Here is a 23,268-nt window from a genome sequence, read left to right on the forward strand (position 1 = left end):
CTTTTGTCAGTGGTCGAGCGGCATGGTCGCGGACTTGGTGGCATCGCCCAGGTCCCACACGAGGGCGGGGATGTGGACGGTGGCGGTGACGGTCACCGTGTCGTCGCCCTCGGCGGCCGAGCAGGACACGTCCAGCACGCCGCTCACCGCGTCGGCGCAGGCCCGGGCGTAGGACTGGTCCAGGGCCGCGGCCCGGGCCCCGGCCCGGGCCGCCGTGCCGGCCTGTTCGGCGGCGTAGGCGACGGCACCGAGCTGGAGACCGGCCAAGGCGACGATCAGCAGGACGGGGATGAAACCGAGGTATTCGAGGGCGACCTGGCCCCGGTCACGGGGCCGTCTCCCGGTGTCTGACCGACGGCACGGCATCCCGGCGGGCGCTCGGCGGTACGGCATCTCAGCGTGTCACCTCCTCCACGGCCCCGGCGTGGCCGTGCACGGTGGCGGGGAAGGAGATCACGCCCGGGAAGAGGACCGGGACCTCGACGGAGACGTCGGCGGTGACGTACCCGGAGGTGCTGCACCGCACCGACGCGTCCCCGCGCCACGCCCCCGACAGGTGCCTCAGCCCGGCCTCGGCGCAGGCGGCCTGCCGGGCGCCGCCCCGGGGTGCCGCCGTGGCGGCCCGCGCCGCCTCGTCGGCGGCGTTCCCGGCGAGCGTGAAGGTGTAGCCCACCAGCACGGCCTGCCACATCAGCACCAGCGTCAGCAGGATCAGCGGGGTCATGCCGAGCAACTCGACGCTGACCTGTCCCCGGTCCCCGTCCGGTCTTCTCATGGCGCCGCTCATTCCTTCCGCCGCCGGAAGGTCACCGCTGCCCGGCCGGTGCCCCGGTGGGAGGGCTGCTGTCCCGCCTCGGCCAGCCCCAGCTCCGCCGCGAGCGCCCACAGCGCCTGCTTCACCGTGCTCCTGCCGTCGAGATCGTGCAGCCGTCCGGCGTCCACGACCCCTTGCAGCTCCTTGTAGGCGGCGGGTACGGCGGTCCGGGCGAGCGCGGTGCCGGTGATGCGCCGCACCAGCGCGGGCTGGATCTCCGCGCCGCGCGTGTGCCGGTTGACGACGACCGTGGTCTCCTCGGCCTTGCGGATCTGGAGCCGGTCCCACATCCGTACGGTGCGTTTGGCGGCGCGTACGGCGATCACGTCGGGGGTGGTGACCAGCAGCGCGGTGTCGGCCGTCTCGACGGCCGCCGCGCCGGCGCCGCTCAGCTGGGCGCCGCAGTCCACGACGACGGCCTCGTAGCGCGAGCGCAGGGCGCCGACCAGTTGCCGGGCGGCCCGCTCGGTGACCTCCTCGCCGCGTTCGCCCTCGGCGGGCGCGAGGAGCAGGGCGAGCCCGGTGTCGTGGCGGAAGACGGCGTCGGCCAGGACGCGCGGCGAGATGTCGGTGATGGCGGCGAGGTCGGCCACCGACCGGCGGAACTGGACGTCCAGGTAGGAGGCGATGTCGCCGCTCTGCAGGTCCAGGTCGACCAGCGCGGTGGCGCGGCCGGCGGCCTGGGCGGCGAGGGCCAGCTGGACGGCGGTCAGGGTGGCGCCGGTGCCGCCCTTGGCGCCGCTGACCGTGACGACGGTGCCCCCGGGCCCGGCGGGCGTCTCGGCGCCGTGCCCGAGGTGGCGTCGTACCCCCGCCGACCACTGGGCGACGGCCTGCACCCGGCCGGCCAGTTCCTCGTACGACAGCGGGAGCCCGACCAGGCCGCGGGCGCCGGAGTCCATGGCGGCGGCGAACAGGCCGGGGCTCGCGTCGCTGGTGACGAGGACGACGCCGGCGGCCGGGAACCGCAGGGCGACCTCGCGGATCAGCTCCAGGGCCGGTACGGGGCCGATGCGTTCGTGGACGACGACGACCTCGGGCAGTTCCTCGACCGACTCGGCGGCCAGCCGGGCGAGGGTGTCCACCAGCTGGGTGGAGTCGGTGACCGGGGGCTGCGGTTCGGCGTCGGGAAGCTGGCTGAGCAGGGTGGTGAGGGAGCGGACGGCGTCCGGGTCCGCGCCGGCCGGGAGGATCCTGGTGGGCATGGCCGCCTCTCACTTGTCCGTCGCGAGTTCGTAGGTGCGGTCCTGGTCGGGGACGCTGGTCTCGCTGCCGGGGGCGACGAGCGCGAGCCGGACGCGCTGGGCGAAGGACTCCGCGTAGGTGATGCGCTGGGCGTCGAGGGTGGACAGCGCGAAGGTGATGGGGACGGCGTCGGTGGGCCGGCGGCGGCTGTCGTCGTCGGGGTCGAGGGCGGTGATCCGGCCGACGTCGAGGACCCGGGCGTTGGTGACGATGACCTTCGACTGGTCGGGGTCGCCCTCCTTGCGTCCCTCGAAAGTGGCGTAGACGTTGACGCGCGAGCCGGGGGTGATCTTCCCGGCCACGCCGGTCGCCGCGTCGACCATGATGGCGACCTCCTGCTGGCCGGGCTGGAGGGCGGGCCGGTCCACGATCATGTCGGTCTGGAGCAGGGAGCCCGCGCGCAGGGTGGTCACGGCGATCTTGCCGCGGATCTGCGCCAGGTCGGTGACGGCGTTGCCGGACAGCCACCGCCTGGGCATCTCGACCTTCTCGAACTGGTCCGCGTCCAGGGTGGTGTACGGCTTCACCTCGGACCTGACCCGGTAGGCGGTGGTCTCGGGGCCGACCTTGGTGTTCACGTCGTGGACGAAGGAGAGCACGCCGGCGAACGCGCCCAGCGCGCACAGGGCCGACAGGATCAGCAGTAACACGCCGCGGCGCTGACGGGAGTTCATGGACCGTGCTACCTCATCGGGGGAATCGACTCGAGCGGGACGGGTCAGGTTCGCGCAGGTCAGGCGGGCGTTCGCGATTCCAGGGCGCGGGGTGACGCAGGGTCTTGGGCGGTGGCCCGGCAGAAGACGCAGCGGTCGCCGATGACGTCGAGGCCGCACCAGTGACAGCGGGTCTGCCGTACGGAGGTGACCAGTTGGTAGAGGACGGACAGGTCGGCGAGGTAGCCGCAGAACTCGACCAGGCGGCCGGTCCCCCACCACAGCGGGGACTCGGCGGGCAGCGGGGCCTCGCGCAGTCCGTGCACGCCCCACCGGGTGCCGAGGCCGGCGACCCAGTCGCTGTGCGACTGCCCCTGGGCGACCAGCATCCAGGTGCCGAACTCCGGCCCCTTCAGGGTGGCTTCGGGGCCGACCCGGACCACTTGCGGTTCGGGGTGGGCGAGGACGGCGAACTGGCTGCCGGGCACCCATGACCTGGCGTGCGCCTTCAGCCCGACCGGGACCCGGTCCAGCCGGGCGACCGAGCCGAGGACGGCGCCGGCGTGGATGTAGTGGGTGAGCAGCCGTCCGGCGCAGGCGAGCACGCCCGGGCTCAGGTCGCAGGAGGCGAGCTGGCGCAACTGCCGGGCCAGGACGGCGACGCCGAGCGGGGGCAGGGCGGGCCGGAACAGGGCGACGCGGTCGCTCTCCAGCAGCGCGCGCAGGGTGTGCAGCCGCCGGACGACCGGCTCCGGGGTGGCCTCGGAACAGACGACGACCACGTATCCGTGCTGCTCGGTGAGCCGGTGGAGTCCGGCGAGGCCCTCGTCCAGCGGCCCGCGGTCGAGTCCGGTCAGCACGACGGCGGGCACGGTCCGCTCGTCCTGCGCCGGCAGCGCCATGTCGGCGCTGGTCACGGCAATGGCTGTTGGCACGCGCAGCTCTCCGCTCTTCACATCCGTCGGCCCACCGGGGGTCACTCCGGTGCGCCGGGACGACTTCATTGCGTGACTACCCGAGCACTGTATCCACGGCCGTATGACCGGGAGAACAGCGTGAGGCAAGCCGGTGGGGAACTCTCCCGCCGCAAGCCCCGCCAAACCAGGACAGGTTGAGCGGACGGCCCGGAACCAATCCGGTCTGGACCTCTTGACACCCCCGATTGGTCTGGACCAACTTGTAGGGCGAGCGGTGGCCACCGTCCTCTCTCTCCCCACTCTCTCCCCGTCCGACTCCCCACCGGAGGCTTCAGTGGACCGCGCACCAGGCATACCCAGACCCACCGGACGACGCCTCGCGGCATGGTCCGCCGCCACCGCCCTGGCCCTCTCGGTCGCGGGCCTCGCCGCGGCCTCCCCCGCCTCGGCGGCGGACGTGAACAACGTGCGGAACGCGGGCTTCGAGTCGGGCCTCGCCGACTGGACGTGCACGGCCGGCAGCGGCGCGACGGTCACGTCCCCCGTGCACGGCGGCACCAGCGCCCTGAAGGCGACCCCGGCGGGCCAGGACACCGCGAAGTGCTCGCAGACGGTCGCCGTCAAGCCCAACTCGACGTACACGCTGAGCGCGTGGGTCCAGGGCGGCTACACCTACCTGGGCGTGACGGGCACGGGCACCACGGACGTCTCCACCTGGACCCCGGACACGCCGTCCTGGAAGCAGCTCCAGACGTCGTTCACCACCGGCTCCTCCACCACCTCGGTCACGGTCTACACCCACGGCTGGTACGGGCAGGCGGCCTACTACGCCGACGACCTCTCCGTCTACGGCCCCGACGGCGGCGGGAGCGGCAACCCGAACCCGACGATCCCGGCGGCCCCGTCCGGCCTCGCCGTGTCCTCCGCGACATCCTCCTCGGTCTCCCTGTCCTGGTCGGCGGTGTCCGGTGCGACGGGCTACAACGTCTACCGCGACGGCACGAAGGTGACGGCGGTGTCGGGCACGTCGGCGACGGTGACCGGCCTCGCGGCCTCGACGTCGTACTCCTTCCAGGTGACGGCGACCAACGCGGCGGGCGAGTCGGCGAAGTCGGCGGCGGTCAAGGGCACGACGACCGCCGGCTCGGGCGGCGGGGGCGGCGGCTCCCTGCCCAAGCACGCGGTGACCGGCTACTGGCAGAACTTCAACAACGGGGCCACGGTCCAGAAGCTGTCGGACGTCCCGGCGGCCTACGACATCATCGCGGTGTCCTTCGCGGACGCCACGTCCACGCCGGGAGCGGTGACCTTCAACCTGGACTCGGCCGGCCTCGGCGGCTACACGGTCGACCAGTTCAAGGCGGACCTCAAGGCCAAGCAGGCGGCCGGCAAGAAGGTCATCATCTCGGTCGGCGGCGAGAAGGGCTCGGTGTCGGTCAACGACGCCGCCTCGGCCACGAACTTCGCGAACTCCGTGTACGGCCTGATGCAGACGTACGGCTTCGACGGCGTCGACATCGACCTGGAGAACGGCCTGAACGCGACGTACATGACGCAGGCCCTGCGGTCGCTGTCGGCGAAGGCGGGCCCGTCCCTGATCATCACGATGGCCCCGCAGACGATCGACATGCAGTCGACGGCGAACTCCTACTTCCAGACGGCCCTGAATGTCAAGGACATCCTGACGGTCGTCAACATGCAGTACTACAACAGCGGTTCGATGCTGGGCTGTGACGGCAAGGTCTACAGCCAGGGCACGGTCGACTTCCTCAGCGCGCTGGCCTGCATCCAGCTGGAGGGCGGCCTGTCCCCGTCCCAGGTCGGCCTCGGCCTCCCCGCCTCCACCCGCGCGGCCGGCGGCGGCTACGTCTCCCCGACGGTCGTCAACAACGCTCTGGACTGCCTGACGAAGGCCGTCAACTGCGGCACCTTCAAGCCGTCCAAGACCTACCCCGACCTGCGCGGCGCGATGACCTGGTCCACCAACTGGGACGCGGCCTCGGGCAACGCCTGGTCCAACAGCGTGGGAGCCCACGTCCACGCCCTGCCGTAACCGACCCCGTCCCCTCCCCCGGCGCCCGGACCACCCCACGGTCCGGGCGCCGACGCGTAAGCCCCTGGGGTGGCCGGTCTCGATCCCTCGGCCGGCTGTCGCGTTGGACCCGCTACGGGACGGGTGTGATGATCCCGGTCATGTCCGAACACGGGGGAGAAACCGTCTCCGCGGAGCATGCGCGCAGGTCACGGCTGTACGACTACCTGGACCCACCCGGGCCCGGCCGGCCGGAGCAGGCCGAGGGGGCCGCACGCGGCAAGCGTGAGTTCGCGGTGCTGCTGGGCGAGTTCCGGCGTACGGCGGTGCTCGTGCCGGTGGACGAGGACGGCGCGCCTTTGACGGCGGATTTCGGTGGGGTGCGTTGGTTCTACGCGTTCTCGGACGAGGGTGCGTTGGCGCGTTTCGCTCTGGCGCGGGGTGAGGGTGCGCGTGAGTGGGTGTTTCAGCGGTGGCTGGGGGCGCGGTTGCTGGATGCGGCGGTGCCGGCGGTGGGGGTGCCGTGCGGGGTGGCGCTGGACTGTGCGGACGGTGAGGGCGGGATGCTCTTTCCTCCGGTGCGGGGGGTCGTGCCGGATGCGGTGGCGGTGGATGTCGACGGCGGGACGGGGGACGTCCGGTGAGCGGTGGCGGGGGCAAGGACCTGGCGACGCGGGGTCTGGATCTGATCGCGAAGGGTCTGACCGAGGCGTTGGGGGAGTTGCGGGAGCTGGGTATGGCCGGGGAGGCGGGGGCCGGGCGTGGTTTCGGTGATGTCGCGTTGTCCGGTCTGGAGCTGGGACATGAGGGGTTGACGGGCGAGTTCTCGTCGTTTTGTGAGCGGTGGGAGTGGGGGGTGCGGGCGCTGGTCGCCGAGGGCAACGCCTTCGCGGAGAAGGCGGGGCTGGCGGCGGGCACGTACTACGAGACGGACCAGTATGTGAAGGGTGCCTTCAAGGTCGCCGTGAACGCGTCCGTCGGGAATCCGTACGCCTCCGAGGAGGAGGTGCAGAAGATGGGCTGGGGGGAGATCGCCGCATCGGGCGGGGGTACGGACTACAGCGGGGAGTCGTTCCGCCAGGCGTGGGCGAACAGTGAGCAGGGCTGGAAGGACGCGGCCCGTGATGCGCTGACCTCGCGCTCCTCGGTTGTGCCGGGCGTGGGACCGGCCGACGTGGCGGGTGCTGTCGGTGTCTCGCGGGAGCGTTACGACCAGATGCTGGACGAGGCGTTCGGTCCCTCTGCCGAGGCCCGCGCCGAAGCTGCCGGGCAGCAGGGCCAGGAGGGCTGATGGGGATCGGGGATGTGACCAACAAGCTCCTCAGCGGCGGGGAGGATCTGGTCGACCGGGGCAAGAAGCTCGTCGGCAAGGGCGTGGACTACACGACGGACAAGATCGGTGACGGTCTGGACTACGTCGGGGCGCACAAGTGGGCCGATGTGGTGGAGGACTGGGGCGACGGGGTCGCCTCCGATCTGGGGGCGACCCCGGGTGAGCAGCAGCTCGGTGAGAGTGAGGAGGCCAACGAGCTCGTCCACGGCAACCCGGCCAAGATCCGGCAGAGCGCGAAGCACCTGCGGGACTTCCACAGCGCCTTCGACAAGGTCGGCCAGGGCTTGAAGAAGGTCGACTCCTCCGGCTGGAGGGGTGAGGGCGGGGACGCGTTCCGGGAGAAGTTCGGTGTGCACCCGGTCAAGTGGGCGCAGGCCGCCCAGGCGTGTGAGACGGCGGCCGGCGCGTTGGAGTCGTACGCCGACACGGTGAAGTGGGCGCAAGGACAGGCCGAGGAAGCCGTGCGCCTGTACAAGAAGGGCGTGAAGGCGTCCAAGGAGGCGTTCGAGGCCCACAAGGAGAAGGTCGCCGCCTACAACGAGAAGGCGCAGGCGGGCGAGGACCCCGGCCCCCGGCCCGCCGAGTTCCAGGACCCGGGCAAGGCCGATGTCCAGGCCGCGCTCCATCAGCTGGCCCAGGCCCGCAAGCAGCGCAACACCGCCGCCGCCGAAGCCCAGGGCAAGGTCAGGACGGCTCTCGCGCATGCTCCGGCCGAGCCCCCGCCGCTGGACCGCATCAAGAACAACCTGTCCGACGGTGTCCTGTCCGCCGGCATCGAGCTGACCCACTTCGCCGGGGGCGTCGTCAAGGGCACGGCCGGCCTGGGCACCTTCGTCCGCGGCCTGAACCCCATCGACCCCTACAACCTCAACCACCCCGCCGCGTACATGCAGAACGTCAGCATGACGCTCTCGGGGCTGGTCTCCACCGCCGCCCACCCCGAACGCACCGCCAAGACCATGTGGGACGAGTTCCGCAAGGACCCCTCCGAATCCGGCGGCCGGTTCCTGCCCGAACTCCTCGGCACCAAGGGCCTCGGCGCGGAAGCGGGGCTGGCCAGAGAGGCGGCGGGCCTGACCCGGAAGGCCGCGCAGACGGCGACCCGGGAGACCCGGGCCGGGGCGGAGAAGGCGGCGGGGGACTCGGCCCGGGGCACTGTCGAGAACGACCCGCCGAAGCACTCGCACGACCAGAACAGCACCAAGGGCTGCGGCGACCCGGTCAACGTGGCCACCGGCAAGATGTACCTGTCACAGACGGACGTGACCCTCCCCGGCGTACTCCCCCTGCTGCTGACCCGCCGGGTGGAGTCCGGTTACCACCTTGGCCGCTGGTTCGGCCCCTCCTGGTCCTCCACCCTGGACGAGCGCCTGGAGATCGACGCGGAGGGAGTCGTCTACGTAACGGAGGACGGCCTCCTCCTCCCGTACCCCCACCCGGCACCCGGCCTGCCCACCCTGGCGAGCCACGGCCCCCGCCTGCCCCTGGACCGGGTGGACGGCGGCTACACGATCACGGACCCGCACACCGGCCGGGTACGCCACTTCGCCGACCGAGGCCCGGACCTCGCCGTCCTGGAGCAGATCGACGACCGCAACGGCAACTGGATCACCTTCGAGTACGACACCGAGGGCACCCCGCTCGGGGTATACACGAGCGCCGGCCAAGGCGTCCGCATCACCACCGCCTCGAACCGCGTCACGGCGTACCACCTGACCGCGACCGGCGAGGAACTGAAGCGCTTCGGCTACACGGACGGCAACCTCACGGAGGTCGTGAACTCCTCCGGTCTGCCGCTCCGCTTCACGTACGACGAAGCCGGCCGCGTCACGTCCTGGACGGACACGAACGACCGCGGCTACATCTACGAGTACGACGACCAGGACCGCTGCGTCGCGGAGGCCGGCGAGGCGGGCCACATGGCCCTGCGCCTGAGCTACGGCGACCCGGACCCGGAGACGGGCCTGCGGACGACCACGGTGACGACGGCCGAGGGACACATCCGTCGCTACCTGGTCAACGACGCCTGGCAGGTGGTCGCGGAGACCGACCCGCTGGGCGCGACCACCCACTACCGCCGGGACCGCCACCACCGTCTGCTGTCCACGACGGACCCGTTGGGCCACACGACGGCGTTCGAGTACGACGAGACGGGCAACGTCACCCGTGCGATCCGCCCGGACGGCCGCGAGACGAGGGCCGAGTACAACGCTCTCGGCCTGCCGGTGAAGGTGGTGAACCCGGACGGCACGGTGTTCCACCAGACCTACGACGATCGGGGCAACCGCACGTCGGTGACGGACCCGGCCGGCCAGACGACCCGCTTCACCTACACGGAGGCGGGCCACCTGACCTCGGTGACGGACCCGTTAGGCAACACCACCACGGTCGTCTGCGACCGCACGGGCCTCCCCGTGCAGATGACAAACCCCCTGGGCGCGACCACCCACTACGAACGCAACGCCCTCGGCCTCCCGACAGCGATCACGGACCCACTCGGCGGTGTCTCCCGTCTGGAGTGGTCGGTCGAAGGACAGCTGACCCGCCGCACGGCCCCCGACGGCACCACGGAGACGTGGACGTACGACGGCGAGGGCAACTGCACCACCCACACCGACCCCCTCGGCGGCGTCACCCGCTTCGAGTACACCCACTTCGACCTGCTGTCGGCCCGCACGGGCCCGGACGGCGTCCGCTACGAGTTCGCTCACGACACCGAGTTACGTCTGACCAAGGTCACCAACCCGCAGGGCCTGACCTGGACGTACGAGTACGACCCCGCAGGCCACCTGGCTCGGGAGACGGACTTCGACGGCCGGACCTTGACGTACGAGTACGACCCGGCAGGCCGCTTGGCGGCACGACGGAACACACTCGGCGAGGAAACGAGGTTCGACCGCAACGCGCTGGGCCAGGTACTCCGCAAGACCGTGGCGGGCGGGGTCACGACCTACGCCTACGACCTGACCGACCAACTCGCCCACGCGACCGGCCCCGACGGCACCACCCTCACCCTGCTCCGCGACCGCCACGGCCGCCTGCGCTCGGAAACGGTCGGCGGCCGCACGGTGACGTACACGTACGACGCCTTAGGCCGCCGCACGAGCCGGGTGACCCCGACCGGGGCGAAGACCACCTGGTCCTACGACGAGGCAGGCCGCCGCACAGGCATGACGGCATCCGGGCGGACGATCGACTTCTCCTACGACGAGGCCGGACACGAACTGAGGCGCCTGGTCGGCGACACGATCACCCTGCAACACGCCTACGACACGATGGGCCGCCTGACGACCCAGTCGGTCACCGGCGCAGGAGGCCGCAGAGTCCATCACCGAACGTTCACCTACCGGGCCGACGGCAACCTGACCGCCATCGAGGACGAGTTGTCCGGCACGCGCCGCTTCGACCTCGACGCCACCGGCCGCGTGACAGCGGTCCACGCAGCCGGCTGGACAGAACGCTACGCCTACGACGAAGCAGGCAACCAAACCGAAGCCGCCTGGCCGGCAACCCACCCGGGAGCGGAGTCGACAGGCCCCCGCACCTACACCGGCACCCGCATCACCCGAGCCGGCAACGTCCGCTACGAACACGACGCCCTCGGCCGCATCACCCTCCGCCAGAAAACCCGCCTCTCACGCAAGCCGGACACCTGGCACTACGAATGGGACACCGAAGACCGCCTGACCTCAGTGGTCACCCCCGACGGCACTCGCTGGCGCTACACCTACGACCCCCTGGGCCGCCGCACCGCGAAACTCCGCCTGGCCGAGGACGGCGAAACAGTCGTGGAGCGAGTGGACTTCACCTGGGACGGCACAACGCTCTGCGAACAAACCACAACATCCGAAGCCTTCCCCCACCCGATCACCCTGACCTGGGACCACCAGGGCCTACGCCCCCTGGCCCAAACGGAACGCATCACCGCAGCCGACGCGCCCCAAGAGGAGATCGACTCCCGCTTCTTCGCCATCGTCACCGACCTCGTAGGCACCCCCACAGAACTGCTGGACGAACAGGGTGAAATCGCCTGGCACACCCGCAGCACCCTCTGGGGCACAACGGCGTGGTCGACAAACAGCACCACCTACACCCCCCTACGCTTCCCAGGCCAGTACTACGACCCCGAAACCGGCCTCCACTACAACTACTTCCGCCACTACGACCCCGAAACAGCGCGCTATCTCACTCCCGATCCCCTGGGGCTTGTTCCCGCCCCCAACCCTGCCACGTACACCGTCAACCCTCACACACTCTCCGACTCACTCGGACTCGCACCGGAATGCCCCGAAAAGGAAGAGCAGCGAGGGCCTTTTGACTTCAGAACCCCCAATCCCGACCACCCCGCAGACGAAGCCGCAACAGCCGTTATGAGGTCCGCGCCGATTGGCGGAAATGTAGACTGCTCGGAAATCGCCGAATATATTCTTCGAGAAACGGGAGGGCGAGGCAAGATCATCAACTTCACGGCGCACGGAAGCAAGGAAATTGTAATCCCCGAAAAAATGGGGCAAGAATTGGTCACATATCGCTACCACGACGTCTACACCGACGGACGCTATGTATACGACCCCGCGATGAGCAAGGACCCGATTCCCTATGGGGACTACGAGCGAGCCATTCGGCTAACCAATCCAGGAAAGAAAGTAGTAGTAGCGAATGGCGGGTACTCCGGACCCCTCTGGTAAGGGAGACTATACCTATGTCGAGCCGGAATGCAGACGCCATCGAAGCCCTCAGCAGGTTCGGGCAGTTGGCTTGGTTCAAATTGCCCACTGAGCATAACGATGTTTATGGATACCATCAAGTTCCATACCTGGGATGGCGCTACGTGTCCCCTCGCGAACGTATCGGCCAATACATCGACGATGCCGTGAGGGAGGTTCACACTCAAGTCGAATGGACACTTGACAGAACGAGACGAAACTGGATCCTGCTGCCAAGCCGACTCTTGCGCGAGGCGCAAGGACTCGAAGACCCCGCCTTTTCGGAGGTCGTTCATTCTATTAACACCCAAGATCAGGAGTTCTGCCTCAAGGCACTCTCCGACCTTGACTTGATTATCCGACATCTCCAACAGATCCCCGCGCCGGAAATATAACGGAATTGGCAATTCCGAGATTCCAGGGTGTCACCAGTTTCCTTGGCATCACATCCTGCAATCCGGTCTACGCGCGGAGAAGAAAGGAAGCGAGTACTGGGTCCTGGAGGAGAAGTTCCTCCCTGGTGGCTCCTGACGGAGACAGGGCACCTCGCCGGTCGGGACTCGCCAGTACGCTGGGCTCGCCACAGCTGGACAGAGGAGCGGAAGGGTTTCATGTCGTTCGGGCCGCCACCTGCCGGGTTCTCTCCTGTCGCCGCTCCCGCCTGGACTCCTCCCTCGGAGATCGAGCAGGCCCTGTTCGAGGCCAAGGGGCGGGGGGACTGGGCCGCGTACTTCGGGGCGTTGGCGCAGGATCGGTTGTTCTTCGAGATAGAGAAGGGCGGGGCGGATGCCACGCCCAGGGCCACGTACGCCGTGTTCGGGTATGACCCGCGCGTCGCCGGTGGGCGGATCTGGGCCGTGTACACCGAGGGCATGCTGCCCGCCCCGGAGCCGCACCGGGTGTTCGACTGGAACCACCTGGAGTGGTTCGCCAAGGTGTGGCAGCCGACCGATCCGCCGATGATCGTCGTCAATCCGGGGAGCCCTTGCGAGGCGTTCCTCCCCTCCGCGCCGCCGCATTCCGCGGCCTGGGCACAGTACGGGGAACAAACCCCGCCTCGCGAGCGGTCGATGCGGCTGCGTACGCTCCGCGTCGGCGGTCCCCTGCACGGCCCCGTCGCCCACGGGCTCGCCTGCGGTGCCCTCCTCTGCGTCAACAACGGCTCCTTCTGGAACGCCATGGCCTGGCACGGCACCGGCTATCCGGACGAGCGGAAGCGGTTGAACGAGTGGTGGGGCATCACCACCCGGGAGCAGTGGCAGTACTACCTCCGCGACCTCCTCGCCTGCGAACAGCACAGCTCCGTCTGGGACTTCGCCCTCGGCCTGCGCCGTACCATCGCCCGTGACTTCGGCGGCCACGTCGACGTCGGCTACTGGCGCCAGGCCGCCGCCAACGTCATCCGCGCCAGATCCGAGGGGTCGGTCGTGGTCGGTGAGGACGGTGTCACCAAGACCGAACCCCGGCCCGAGTCCGAGGTCGAGGCCCACATCGAGGGCGTTCAGCGGCTCATCGGGCGCATCACCCGCTACGAGGCCCGGATGCGCGCCGACGGCGTACTCGACGGCAACCAGTACGTCTCGTCCGTGGACGCCTGGGATCTCGGCCGCGCCTCGAAAATGGCCCGGTGGGGGCTGGGCGCCCGCCTCGGCACGCTCAAGGAGGCCGAGGCCGCCGTCCTCCAGGCCGGCCGGGCCGCCGCCCTGTCCTACAAGTCCTGGCAGGACTTCTCCGCCGGCTACATCCTCGGCCGCTGCCTGCACTTCGACGACGAGGAGTTCGGGGACTGGTACCAGAACATGGTCGAGGCGCATCGCATCCTGATGTCCGACCCCGGCAGCCCGTGGCTCACGATTCCGTTCCGCTGACGGTCATCTACTCAGCAGGCGGGCAACTCACACCACACGTACTTCCCCCGGTCCCGGATGAAGCGGAAAGTCGTCATCGACGGTCCGAACCCGATCCCGTACGAGACCGTGATGCACGCAGCGGCGCTCCGCATCAGGGTGGCCGGACGCGCCGCCTCCCGGGCTCAGCTCGGCCGCATTCTGGAGGTGTCCGAGGCCGACCACGTCACCGTGCGGGTCATTCCCTTCGTGCTGGACGACTTCGCGGGCGCCGGAAGCACCATGGTGCACCTGGGCGGAGCGGTTCCCCGGCTGGACACCGTCGTACGGGACGCCCCGCACGGCACGGCGTTCATCGACTCCGAAGCGCAGTTGGAGCACTTTCGCAAGCTCTTCCGTAGGGTGAGGGAAGAGGCGCTGACCCCCGAGCGGTCGCGCGACCTCATCCACCCCCACCTATCCATCTCCTCCGAGACCTACCGCGGGTCCGCCGCCGAGTCCGCGCCCGAGGTGAAGGTCGTCGCCGACTTCGTGCGCGGCCGGGTCGTCGGCGGCAAGCAGCAGATCACGGCCGGGATCGACTTCCACACCTACAGCGAGCTGGTGCTGTGGCCGTTCGGGTACACCTACTCGGACACCGCCGCCGGGATGACCGCCGACGACGCCGCCGCGTTCCAGGCCGTCGGGCGGAAGATGGCCGCCAGCAACGGGTACACCGCCGAGCAGTCCAGCGACCTGTACATCACGGACGGCACGATCGACGACTATCTGTGGGGTACGCAGAAGATCTTCAGCTACACCTTCGAGATGTACCCGGCCTCGTCCTCCGGGGGCGGGTTCTACCCGCCCGACGAAGTCATCGAGCGGGAGACCTCCCGGAACAAGGACGCCGTGTTGCAGCTGCTGGAGAACGCCGACTGTATGTACCGGTCGATCGGCAAGGCCGCCCAGTACTGCTCCTAGCGGCTACGCCTCCTCGAAGTAGGCGTCGAGCACCGCGTCCAGTTGCTCGTCCCACTCCTTGAAGCGCGCCCTGGCCGGCGCCTCGATCTCGATCGGGAACCAGCGGCGGTCAGGGGTGTGCACGGTGACGGTGTACCGCTTGCCGAAGCGGGGCGTCTCCGTCTCCACCGCGGCGATCTCGTCCCAGCGGAAGTCGCAGGCCTCCTCGTCCAGGCTGAGGCGGACGCCCCTGCGGTCGGCCACGATCCGCGCCCGGCGGTCCGCCGCCTCGAAGACCGGCCCGTCCGGCTCGTCGGAGTCCGGCCCGTCGCCGTCCCCGGCTTCCGGTGATTCCTCGACGGACTCCTCGGGCGTCTCCGCGCCGGTTTCCCCGGAAGCTTCCCCGAGAGCCTCCCCGGCGGCCTCCGGGCCCGACGGCTCCTTGGACACCGGGCCCGCCTCGGTCGGCGTCGGTCCCGTGATCCCGGGTACGAAGGCCGGGTCGAAACCGGCGCCCAACACGGGCTCGGCCTTCACCGGCCCGCCCTTCACCAGCCCACCCGTCAACGGCTCCGCCTTCACCGGCTCGGCCTTCAACGGCTCCCCGGCCCCGGTCGGCTTGCTGCTCGATCCTATGCGCTGCTCCACGGCGGCAGTATGGACGACTTCCCTGTGCCGTAACCAGTCAGCTCACGAACACGCCGTGGAACCGGTCAGTTCACGAACACCCCGGCCACCGCCGCCACCGCGAACCCCGCCAGCGACAACACCGACTCCAGCACCGTCCACGAGCGCAGGGTGTCCCGTTCGCTGATGCCGAAGTACTTGGCCACCATCCAGAAGCCGCCGTCGTTGACGTGCGAGGCGAAGATGGAGCCCGCCGAGATGGCCATGATGACGAGCGCGGAGAACGCCTGCGAGTGCCCGCCCTCCGCCAGCAACGGAGCCACGATGCCCGCCGTCGTCACGATCGCCACCGTCGCCGAGCCCTGGGCCACCCGCAGGACGAGCGCGATCAGGTACGCCAGGACGATCACCGGCAGGCCGACGTCGTGGAAGGTGTCCGACAGGGCCTGGGCGACGCCTCCGGCCTTCAGCACGGCGCCGAAGATCCCACCGGCGCCGACCACGAGCAGGATGTTGCCGACCGGCTTCAGGGAGGCGGTCGACACCGTCTCCAGCGACTTGCGCGACCAGCCGCGGCGGATGCCGAGGAGGTAGTAGGCGAGCAGCAGCGCGAGGGTGAGGGCCACGAAGGGGTTGCCGAAGAACTCCAGGACCGAGCGCGCCGGAGAGGGATCCAGGGCGATCGAGGAGAACGTGGCCGCCAGGATCAGCAGCAGTGGTGTGCCGATGATGGTCAGGACCGTGGCCAGGGGCACCGGGGTCTCCTTCGGTGTCACGCCCTGTGCGCGCTGCTCGGCGGCCACCGCCCGCTTCGCCTCCTCCGCCGCCTCCGCCATGTCCTGCGGTACGGGGACGAAGATCCGCCTTCCGGCCCAGGCGGCGTACGCCCAGGCGGCCAGTACGGCGGGCAGGCCGCAGACGATGCCCATGAGGACGACCCAGCCGAGCTGGACGTGCAGCAGTCCGGCGGCGGCGACCGGGCCGGGGTGCGGCGGCAGGAAGGCGTGGGTCATGGACAGGCCGGCGAGCAGCGGGAGGCAGTAGAGCAGCACCGACTTGCCGGACCGCTTCGCCGCCGCGTAGACGAGGGGCGCGAGGACGAAGATGCCCACGTCGAAGAAGACCGGGATGCCGAACAGCAGGCCGGTCAGGCCCATGGCGAGCGGGGCCCGGCGTTCGCCGAACAGGGCCAGCAGGCGCGCGGCCAGCACCTCGGCGCCGCCGCTGACTTCGAGGATCGCGCCGAGCATCGTGCCGAGGCCGATGATGATGGCGACGTGGCCGAGGATGCCGCCCATGCCGGACTCGATGGTGGAGACGGCGTCGGAGCGCTGGACGGTGCCGAAGAGTTCGGTGACCGAGAGGCCGGCCAGCAGGCCGACGGCTATGGAGACGGCGAGGAGGGCCACGAAGGGCTGGAGCCGGACCTTGATGATCAGGAAGAGCAGGAGGGCCATGCCGAGGGCGGCGACCGTGAGCAGGCCGGGCGTGCCGTCGATCAGGAGGAGCAGGCCCCCGGTGTGGGGTGGCGCGGTGGGGACGGGCGCGGCGAGCGGAAAGGACATACGGGGGTCCTCTTCGTAAATGCATGACGCTTTCGGGCAGGGGGGAGCGCGGCACGGCTCCCCGGGGAGTGCCGTGCCGTGCGGACGTACGTAAGGGAAAGGGAAGGGGGGCGGCGCGCGTCAGCCCAGTACGGCGAGCGCGTCGATCTCGATGAGGAGGCCGGCCGGCAGACCGACGTAGACCGTCGTGCGGGCGGCGGGCGGCTGGGTCAGGCCCTGTTCCTCGAAGTAGGCGTTGTAGAGGTCGTTCATCTCGGCGAAGTGGTCCACGTCCGTGAGGTAGACGCGGATCATCATCACGTCGTCCCAGGTCGCGCCGCCCTCCTCCAGGATCGCCTTGACGTTGGCGAGGGTCTGGAGGGTCTGCTCGCGCAGGGTGGGGCCGGCCGGCGTCGGGGGCTTGCCCTCCTCGGCGGGCAGGAAGCCGACCTGGCCGGCGACCTGGAGGATGTTGCCCTTCTTCACGCCGTGCGAGAACTTCGCGGGCGGGGTGGTGTGGGTCTTGGGGGTGAGCGCGATCTTGTCGGTCATGCGGGGGTGCCCTTCACTGGCGTTCTTCCGGAGTACTCGCCGCTGATGGCGTCCGCCGTGCGGCGGACCAGCGGGAGCAGGCTGAGGAGTTCCTCGGCGGTGACGACCACGTTCGGCGCGGAGACCGACATGGCGGCGACCACCCGGCCGTCGGCGCCGCGCACGGGGGCGGCGACGCAGTTGATGGACTCCTCGTGGCCACCGAGGTCGGTGGCCCAGCCCTGTTCGCGCACCGTCGCCAGTTCCTTCAGGAAGGCCTCGGCGTGGGGGGTCGAACGGGCCGTGTACAGCGGGTAGTCGAGCTGCTCGGCGAGGGCGCGGCGCTCGGCTTCGGGCAGGTCGGCGAGGAGCAGTTTGGCGACGGCGGCGACGGTGATGGCCACCGGCTTGCCGATCCGGGAGTACATGCGGACCGGGTAGCGGCTCTCCACCTTGTCGATGTACAGCACCTCGTTCTCCTCGTACACGGCGAGGTGGACGGTGTGGCCGCACTGTTCGTTGAGCCGTACGAGGTGGGGGTGGGCGATCTCGCGGATGTCGAGGTTCTCCATCGCCTCCTGGGCGAGCGCGAAGAGGCGGGCGCCGAGGCGGTAGCGCTGGTCGGACTGGCGGTAGACCAGGCCGTGTTCGTGCAGGGTGCGCAGCAGGCGCAGGGCGGTGGACTTGTGCACGCCGAGCCGGTCGGCGACCTGCCCCAGGTCGGCGGGGCCCTCGGCGAGCAGCGGCAGGATGCTCAGGGCGCGGTCGACGGTCTGACTCATGGGATGTTCGCCTCCTCCTCGGCCTGCTCGGCTCGTGTCCAGCCGGGGCCGAGTCGAAGTCTCCCCCATGCGCCGTCGTCCAGGGCGGCGAGGCGGTCGGCGTGGTCGCGGGCGGGGGGTGCGGCCAGGTCGCCGGGGGTGGTGAGGGCGGCCGCGGCGAAGAGGTGGCCGTACTTCAGGCGGGTCTTGACGGGGAGCCCGCGCAGGGTGGCGGAGAGGAAGCCGGCGGCGAAGGCGTCTCCGGCGCCGGTGGTGGCCACGACGGCGGTGTGCAGGGCGGGCTGGAAGGTGCCGTCGGGCCGGTCCCGGGTGAAGGCCGTGGCGCCGCGCGCTCCCTCCTTCACGACCAGTACGCGCGGCTCGGGCAGCAGCCGGCGGACGGCGGCCGGTCCGCCGGTGATCCCCCAGGCGTGGTCCGCCTCGTCCTCGCCCACGAACACGATGTCCGCGCGCCGTGCCAGCTCCAGCAGGACCTCGGCGCCCTCGCCGTCCCGCCACAGCCCCGGACGGTGATTGACGTCGAAGGACACCAGCGGGCGTCCCGGGCCGGGGGCCGTCAGCTCGTACAGCAGCTCCCGGCACCGCGCCGACAGCGCGGCCGTGATCCCGGACAGGTGCAGCACCCGTGCCGCGCGGGCCGCCGTCAGGTCCACGTTCCGTACGGACATCGCGGAGGCGGCCGATCCGGCCCGGTAGTACGCGACCTCGTGCGCGCCCGTGCCCCGGTCTCCGGCGGTGCGGAAGTACACGCCGGTGGGCCGGCCGGGGTCCCGGCGGACGGCGGTGACGTCGACGCCGTACCCGGCGATCCGTTCCACCAGGTGGTCGCCGAAGCCGTCCGCGCCGACCCGGCTGACCCAGCGGGCCGTGTGCCCGAAGGCGGCCAGGGCGCAGACCACGTTGGACTCGGCGCCGCCGATGGCCCGGTGGAAGGAGGGGACGTCGGCGAGGCGGCCGGGGTGGCTGGGCAGGAAGGTGACCATGGACTCGCCGAGCGCCGCCACGTCCGCGTCCGTGACGGGCCGCGTGGGCGCGACGACCGAGGCGTAAGCAGCGTCGTTGATGATGACTCCTGTCGATCGCCAGGGCGGCGGATCCGTTGACCCGGTGTTCGGCGAGATGCTAGACACCAGTAAGCACTAGACGCAATGGTCGTTGCAGAATACGCAACGCCTGAGAGGGGCTTCATGGGCACCGAAGCGCTCACCCGCCTCGCCGAGGAACACGTCGACCACCGCTTCAAGGGCCTCCCGCCGGACGCCTACGGCCTGACGGTCGCCGAGCTGGCCGCCCAGCGCCGCAATCTCTTCCGGGAGGCCGACGGCTTCACCACCCCGGTCCTCGCGCTGTCCGCCGAGCGCCTGGAGCACAACCTCGCGCTGATGGAGACGTACACCACCCGGCACGGGCTGGCCTTCGCCCCGCACGGCAAGACCTCCATGGCCCCGCAGCTCTTCCACCGCCAGATCGAGCACGGGGCCTGGGGGATCACCCTCGCGGTGCCCCACCAGGTGCGCGTCGCCCGCGCGTTCGGCATCCGGCGGGTCTTCCTCGCCAACGAACTGGTGGACGCCCCCGCCCTGCGCTGGATCGCCGCCGAACTGGCCGCCGACCCGGACTTCCGGCTCGTCGCCTACGTCGACTCGGTGCGCGGTGTGGAGCTGATGGACGCGGCCCTGCGCGGCTCGGTCCGCCCGGTGGACGTGGTGGTCGAGCTGGGCGCGGGCGACGGGGCGCGCACCGGGGTGCGTACGGAGGCGGAGGCCGGGGAGGTCGCCGCCGCCGTGGCCGCCGTACCGACCCTGCGCCTGGTCGGCGTGGCGGGGTACGAGGGCGAGGTGCCGGAGGCCGATCCCGAGCGGGTGCGGTCGTATCTGCGGCGGCTGGTGGCGCTGGCCGCCGGGCTGGACCGGGCCGGGCGGTTCGGCGAGGCCGACGAGATCGTGGTGAGCGCGGGCGGCAGCGCCTGGTTCGACGCGGTCACCGATGTCTTCGCCGACGTTCCGGAACTGTCGAAGCCCGTGCTGAAGCTGCTGCGCTCCGGCGCCTACGTCTCGCACGACGACGGGCACTACCGCAGGATCACCCCGTTCGGCCGGGTCCCCGAGGAGGGCGCGCTGGAGTCCGCCTTCCGGCTGTGGGCGCAGGTCGTCTCCCGGCCCTCCCCCGAGCAGGCCTTCGCCAACGCGGGCAAGCGGGACGCGGCCTACGACCTGGACCTGCCGGTCGCCCAGGTGGTACGCCGGGACGGCGAGGAGCGCCCGGCCACCGGCATCACCGTCACCGGGCTGTCCGACCAGCACACCTGGCTGCGCACGGCCCCGGGCGCGGACGTCGAGGTGGGCGACCGGATCGGCTTCGGCCTGTCCCACCCGTGCACGTCGTTCGACAAGTGGCAGCTGATCCCGGTGGCCGAGGCGGACGGCACGGTCGTGGACTACATCCGTACGTTCTTCTAGGAGGCCCACGTGGAGGACCTGGTCATCCGGGACGCCGACGTCGTCGACGGCAGCGGGGCGGACGCGTACCGCGCCGATGTCGTGATCGACACGGGCCGCATCGTCTCGATCGTCAAGGAGGCCGCCGCCGCGGGCTGCCAACGCCCGCGCGCCCGGCGGGAGATCGACGCGGAGGGCCTGGTCCTCTCCCCCGGCTTCATCGACATGCACGCCCACTCCGACCTGGCCCTGCTGCGCGACCCCGACCACAGCGCGAAGGCCGCGCAGGGGGTCACGCTGGAGGTCCTCGGCCAGGACGGCCTGTCGTACGCCCCGGTGGACGACCGCACGCTGGAGGAGGTGCGGCGGGCGATCACCGGGTGGAACGGGTACGGCGACGACATCGACTTCGACTGGCGGTCGGTGGGCGGGTACCTGGACCGGCTGGACCGCGGCATCGCCGTGAACGCCGCCTACCTGATCCCCCAGGGCACGGTCCGGGCGCTCGTGGTCGGCTGGGAGGACCGCGCGGCCACCCCCGGGGAGCTGGACCGGATGCGGCGGCTGGTCGCGGAGGGGCTGGAGCAGGGCGCGGTGGGCCTGTCGTCGGGGCTGACGTACACCCCCGGGATGTACGCGCGCGACGCCGAACTGACCGAGCTGTGCCGGGTGGTGGGCTCCTACGGCGGCTACTACTGCCCGCACCACCGCTCCTACGGCGCCGGCGCGCTGGAGGCGTACGCCGAGATGGTCGCCCTCACCCGGGAGGCGGACTGCCCGCTGCACCTGGCGCACGCGACGATGAACTTCGGGGTGAACAAGGGCCGGGCGCCCGAGCTGCTGGCGCTGCTGGACGGGGCCCTGGAGGCGGGCGCGGACATCACCCTGGACACCTATCCCTACACCCCCGGCTGCACCACCCTCGCCGCGCTGCTGCCGAGCTGGGCGAGCGAGGGCGGCCCGGAGGAGATCCTGGCCCGGCTCACCGACCCGGCGACGGCCGGGCGGATCCGGCACGACCTGGAGGTCACCGGCTCGGACGGCTGCCACGGCGTGCCGGTGGAGTGGGAGACGATCGAGATCTCGGGGGTGAGCGACCCGGCCCTCGGCGACTTCGTGGGCCGTACCGTCCGGGAGTCGGCGGACCTGCGCGGCGAGGCCCCCTGGGAAACCGCCCGCCGGCTGCTGGTGCGGGACCGGCTCGGTACGACGATCCTCCAGCACGTGGGCCACGAGGAGAACGTCCGCGCGATCATGCGGCATCCGGCGCACACCGGCGGCTCCGACGGCATCCTGCGCGGCAGCAAGCCGCACCCGCGGGCGTACGGCACGTTCCCGCGCTACCTCGGCCACTACGTGCGGGAGTTGGGGGTGCTGACGCTGGAGGAGTGCGTGGCCCACCTCACCTCCCGGCCGGCGGCGCGGCTGCGGCTGCCGGACCGCGGGCTGGTGCGCGAGGGGTACCGGGCCGACCTGGTGCTGTTCGACCCGCGGACGGTCGCGCCCGGCGCCACCTTCGCCGAGCCGCGCCGGCTGCCGACCGGAATACCGTACGTGCTGGTCGACGGCCGGTTCGTCATCGAGGACGGCCGGCGGACGGATGCCCTGCCGGGCCGGTCCGTCCGCCGTACACCGCTGTGAACCGCGTCTACGGCTTGGGCAGCGTGCAACCGGCGGCGCTCAGGTTGAGCCTGTTGCCGGTGGTGAAGCAGGCCGGGATGTTGTAGGTCTGCTGGGCGTAGTTGATGCCCTGGCGGACGGTGACGTTGCCGCTCGCGTCGACCTCGCACGGGTTGTTCACCGTGCACCGCTCGCCGTCCTCGTTGCCGGTGTTGTTGACGGCGACGACCTTGCCGGTGGTGGCGTCTATCACCGGGGAACCCGAGGTGCCGCCGATGGTGTTGCAGGCGGAGGTGTAGCGGACCGAGTCCTTGAAGGTCCAGTCGCCCTCCTTCAGCCGGTACACGAACCCGTCGACGTTGCAGGAGTAGATCCGCTTCCAGTAGCCGGAGACCACCTTGATGGCGGTGCCGGCCACCGGGTGGGTGTCCTGCACGGTGAGCGGGCTGATGCCGTACGAGCTCTTGATCGCCGCGTACGTGGTGGTGGTGCGGTAGATCGTGACGTCCGTGTCGGTCATGGTCGAGTAGACGATCTGGTTCGCACGGAGGGTGGCGATCTTGGTGCCGGCGGAGTTCAGCAGGCCGAAGGTACGGCTGGAGGACTGGCCGGTGATGACCTGGCCGGCGCTCGGCATGCCGGTCTCCAGGCAGTGGCCGTTGGTCAGCACGAGGGCCGGGTCGGTGTCGGCGGAGCCCGGGAAGCGGATGACGGAGCCGGAGCAGTTGCTGAGCGAGACGGTGCCGGCGAAGTCGACGGTGACCGCGGCGGCCTTGGCGGAGTGCGGGGCGGTGGTCTGCGGGGCGGAGCTGTGCGGGGCGGCCAGCGCCGGGGTGGCGCCCAGGCCGACGGTCGCCACGGCCGAGAGCGCGGCAAGGAGAGGCTTGTTCACGTGGGGGTCCCCTCTTACGACGGGGGCGACCGGAGGTTGTCCGGCCGCCCACACGGTTGTCATGCGCATTGTCGGCAGCACGGAAGGGTGCCGACAAGAAGCCACGACAGGCCATAGGGGTTTCCCTCGGACCGCACACCGGAGGTTTGCGCCGGCCGTGGGGGGGGCGTTCACACCGGGAGGGGGGACGGTGGGGGGATCGGGTCTGCCGTGTGACGGGGAAGCACGTCAGCCAGGCGACGAAGGATCAGGTCGACTGCGGGACAGGGGATCACCTCGGCCTCGCGACGAAGATTCCGTCAAGCCGGGTGACGGCGGCTCCGCCGAGTCGCGCGAGGGGGGTTC

Annotated in this window: 18 protein-coding genes and 2 pseudogenes; 9 read left to right on the top strand and 11 right to left on the bottom strand. The window is 70.7% G+C overall.

Annotated elements, in window-relative coordinates; genetic code table 11:
* Nucleotides 1-6 precede the first annotated feature (6 nt).
* From Srubr_RS26665 to Srubr_RS26685, 5 genes are read right to left on the bottom strand one after another with little or no spacing between them, the layout of a single operon-like run.
* Nucleotides 7-393, bottom strand: coding sequence for a TadE/TadG family type IV pilus assembly protein (locus Srubr_RS26665; RefSeq protein WP_373313587.1), 387 nt, complete (start codon nucleotides 391-393; stop codon nucleotides 7-9).
* 1 nt (nucleotide 394) lies between these two features.
* Nucleotides 395-775 (bottom strand): TadE/TadG family type IV pilus assembly protein, encoded by a 381-nt coding sequence (locus Srubr_RS26670; protein WP_189997485.1) that lies wholly within the window; start codon nucleotides 773-775, stop codon nucleotides 395-397.
* A gap of 8 nt (nucleotides 776-783) precedes the next feature.
* Nucleotides 784-2,019 carry an AAA family ATPase gene (locus Srubr_RS26675; RefSeq protein ID WP_189997486.1) on the bottom strand — a complete coding sequence of 412 codons (1,236 nt, stop codon included), beginning with the start codon at nucleotides 2,017-2,019 and terminating at the stop codon, nucleotides 784-786.
* 9 nt (nucleotides 2,020-2,028) lie between these two features.
* Nucleotides 2,029-2,733 carry a Flp pilus assembly protein CpaB gene (cpaB, locus tag Srubr_RS26680; protein WP_189997487.1) on the bottom strand — a complete coding sequence of 235 codons (705 nt, stop codon included), beginning with the start codon at nucleotides 2,731-2,733 and terminating at the stop codon, nucleotides 2,029-2,031.
* A 59-nt stretch (nucleotides 2,734-2,792) separates the two neighbouring features.
* Nucleotides 2,793-3,716 (bottom strand): hypothetical protein, encoded by a 924-nt coding sequence (locus tag Srubr_RS26685; RefSeq protein WP_189997488.1) that lies wholly within the window; start codon nucleotides 3,714-3,716, stop codon nucleotides 2,793-2,795.
* A gap of 247 nt (nucleotides 3,717-3,963) precedes the next feature.
* Here Srubr_RS26685 and Srubr_RS26690 point away from each other — a divergent pair, with 247 nt between their 5' ends.
* The 7 genes and pseudogenes from Srubr_RS26690 to Srubr_RS26715 all read left to right on the top strand — a co-directional run.
* On the top strand, nucleotides 3,964-5,682 hold the full coding sequence (locus Srubr_RS26690; RefSeq protein WP_189997489.1) for a chitinase: 1,719 nt from the start codon (nucleotides 3,964-3,966) through the stop codon (nucleotides 5,680-5,682).
* A 140-nt stretch (nucleotides 5,683-5,822) separates the two neighbouring features.
* Nucleotides 5,823-6,305 (top strand): hypothetical protein, encoded by a 483-nt coding sequence (locus Srubr_RS26695; protein ID WP_229926828.1) that lies wholly within the window; start codon nucleotides 5,823-5,825, stop codon nucleotides 6,303-6,305.
* Entirely contained in the window at nucleotides 6,302-6,952 is a 651-nt protein-coding gene (locus Srubr_RS26700) for a hypothetical protein (protein ID WP_189997490.1), read from the top strand. The genes Srubr_RS26695 and Srubr_RS26700 overlap by 4 nt, the downstream gene beginning before the upstream one ends.
* Nucleotides 6,952-11,682 carry a putative T7SS-secreted protein gene (locus Srubr_RS26705; protein WP_230426668.1) on the top strand — a complete coding sequence of 1,577 codons (4,731 nt, stop codon included), beginning with the start codon at nucleotides 6,952-6,954 and terminating at the stop codon, nucleotides 11,680-11,682. The genes Srubr_RS26700 and Srubr_RS26705 overlap by 1 nt, the downstream gene beginning before the upstream one ends.
* Before the next feature lie 629 nt (nucleotides 11,683-12,311).
* Nucleotides 12,312-13,568 (top strand): DUF1266 domain-containing protein, encoded by a 1,257-nt coding sequence (locus Srubr_RS26710; RefSeq protein ID WP_189993723.1) that lies wholly within the window; start codon nucleotides 12,312-12,314, stop codon nucleotides 13,566-13,568.
* A 57-nt stretch (nucleotides 13,569-13,625) separates the two neighbouring features.
* A pseudogene (locus tag Srubr_RS41020) lies at nucleotides 13,626-13,982 on the top strand (Scr1 family TA system antitoxin-like transcriptional regulator); the annotation flags it as partial.
* A gap of 24 nt (nucleotides 13,983-14,006) precedes the next feature.
* Nucleotides 14,007-14,510, top strand: a pseudogene (locus Srubr_RS26715) (M14 family zinc carboxypeptidase); the annotation flags it as partial.
* A gap of 3 nt (nucleotides 14,511-14,513) precedes the next feature.
* Here Srubr_RS26715 and Srubr_RS26720 read toward each other — a convergent pair.
* The 5 genes from Srubr_RS26720 to Srubr_RS26740 form a co-directional block, all read right to left on the bottom strand.
* Nucleotides 14,514-15,137, bottom strand: a complete 624-nt coding sequence (locus Srubr_RS26720; protein WP_373313457.1) for a hypothetical protein — start codon at nucleotides 15,135-15,137, stop codon at nucleotides 14,514-14,516.
* A 65-nt stretch (nucleotides 15,138-15,202) separates the two neighbouring features.
* On the bottom strand, nucleotides 15,203-16,681 hold the full coding sequence (locus tag Srubr_RS26725) for a GntP family permease (RefSeq protein ID WP_189993725.1): 1,479 nt from the start codon (nucleotides 16,679-16,681) through the stop codon (nucleotides 15,203-15,205).
* A 120-nt stretch (nucleotides 16,682-16,801) separates the two neighbouring features.
* Nucleotides 16,802-17,212: a RidA family protein gene (locus tag Srubr_RS26730; RefSeq protein ID WP_189993726.1), complete on the bottom strand. Its 411-nt coding sequence runs from the start codon at nucleotides 17,210-17,212 to the stop codon at nucleotides 16,802-16,804.
* Nucleotides 17,209-17,973: an IclR family transcriptional regulator gene (locus Srubr_RS26735; protein ID WP_189993728.1), complete on the bottom strand. Its 765-nt coding sequence runs from the start codon at nucleotides 17,971-17,973 to the stop codon at nucleotides 17,209-17,211. Before Srubr_RS26735 ends, Srubr_RS26730 begins: the two co-directional genes overlap by 4 nt.
* Nucleotides 17,970-19,037 carry a sugar kinase gene (locus Srubr_RS26740; RefSeq protein ID WP_268257580.1) on the bottom strand — a complete coding sequence of 356 codons (1,068 nt, stop codon included), beginning with the start codon at nucleotides 19,035-19,037 and terminating at the stop codon, nucleotides 17,970-17,972. Before Srubr_RS26740 ends, Srubr_RS26735 begins: the two co-directional genes overlap by 4 nt.
* A 123-nt stretch (nucleotides 19,038-19,160) precedes the next feature.
* Between Srubr_RS26740 and Srubr_RS26745 the strand changes: the two genes are divergently transcribed.
* Nucleotides 19,161-20,432 (top strand): amino acid deaminase, encoded by a 1,272-nt coding sequence (locus tag Srubr_RS26745; protein ID WP_189993730.1) that lies wholly within the window; start codon nucleotides 19,161-19,163, stop codon nucleotides 20,430-20,432.
* Nucleotides 20,433-20,441: 9 nt separating this feature from the next.
* A complete protein-coding gene (locus tag Srubr_RS26750; RefSeq protein WP_189993732.1) occupies nucleotides 20,442-22,052 on the top strand; it encodes an N-acyl-D-amino-acid deacylase family protein in 1,611 nt (536 codons plus the stop codon).
* Nucleotides 22,053-22,059: 7 nt separating this feature from the next.
* Here the strand turns inward: Srubr_RS26750 and Srubr_RS26755 are convergent, their stop codons facing one another.
* Nucleotides 22,060-22,923, bottom strand: coding sequence for a S1 family peptidase (locus tag Srubr_RS26755; protein ID WP_189993734.1), 864 nt, complete (start codon nucleotides 22,921-22,923; stop codon nucleotides 22,060-22,062).
* Nucleotides 22,924-23,268 lie beyond the last annotated feature (345 nt).

Source organism: Streptomyces rubradiris (assembly GCF_016860525.1).
GTDB classification, from domain to species: domain Bacteria; phylum Actinomycetota; class Actinomycetes; order Streptomycetales; family Streptomycetaceae; genus Streptomyces; species Streptomyces rubradiris.

What these genes read in the sequence shown, in the direction of transcription:
- Srubr_RS26665 (WP_373313587.1), bottom strand. Translation starts at nt 393, where the DNA reads ATGCCGTACCGCCGAGCGCCCGCCGGGATGCCGTGCCGTCGGTCAGAC.
- Srubr_RS26670 (WP_189997485.1), bottom strand. Translation starts at nt 775, where the DNA reads ATGAGAAGACCGGACGGGGACCGGGGACAGGTCAGCGTCGAGTTGCTC.
- Srubr_RS26675 (WP_189997486.1), bottom strand. Translation starts at nt 2,019, where the DNA reads ATGCCCACCAGGATCCTCCCGGCCGGCGCGGACCCGGACGCCGTCCGC.
- cpaB (WP_189997487.1), bottom strand. Translation starts at nt 2,733, where the DNA reads ATGAACTCCCGTCAGCGCCGCGGCGTGTTACTGCTGATCCTGTCGGCC.
- Srubr_RS26685 (WP_189997488.1), bottom strand. Translation starts at nt 3,716, where the DNA reads ATGAAGTCGTCCCGGCGCACCGGAGTGACCCCCGGTGGGCCGACGGAT.
- Srubr_RS26695 (WP_229926828.1), top strand. Translation starts at nt 5,823, where the DNA reads ATGTCCGAACACGGGGGAGAAACCGTCTCCGCGGAGCATGCGCGCAGG.
- Srubr_RS26705 (WP_230426668.1), top strand. Translation starts at nt 6,952, where the DNA reads ATGGGGATCGGGGATGTGACCAACAAGCTCCTCAGCGGCGGGGAGGAT.
- Srubr_RS26710 (WP_189993723.1), top strand. Translation starts at nt 12,312, where the DNA reads ATGTCGTTCGGGCCGCCACCTGCCGGGTTCTCTCCTGTCGCCGCTCCC.
- Srubr_RS26725 (WP_189993725.1), bottom strand. Translation starts at nt 16,681, where the DNA reads ATGTCCTTTCCGCTCGCCGCGCCCGTCCCCACCGCGCCACCCCACACC.
- Srubr_RS26730 (WP_189993726.1), bottom strand. Translation starts at nt 17,212, where the DNA reads ATGACCGACAAGATCGCGCTCACCCCCAAGACCCACACCACCCCGCCC.
- Srubr_RS26735 (WP_189993728.1), bottom strand. Translation starts at nt 17,973, where the DNA reads ATGAGTCAGACCGTCGACCGCGCCCTGAGCATCCTGCCGCTGCTCGCC.
- Srubr_RS26745 (WP_189993730.1), top strand. Translation starts at nt 19,161, where the DNA reads ATGGGCACCGAAGCGCTCACCCGCCTCGCCGAGGAACACGTCGACCAC.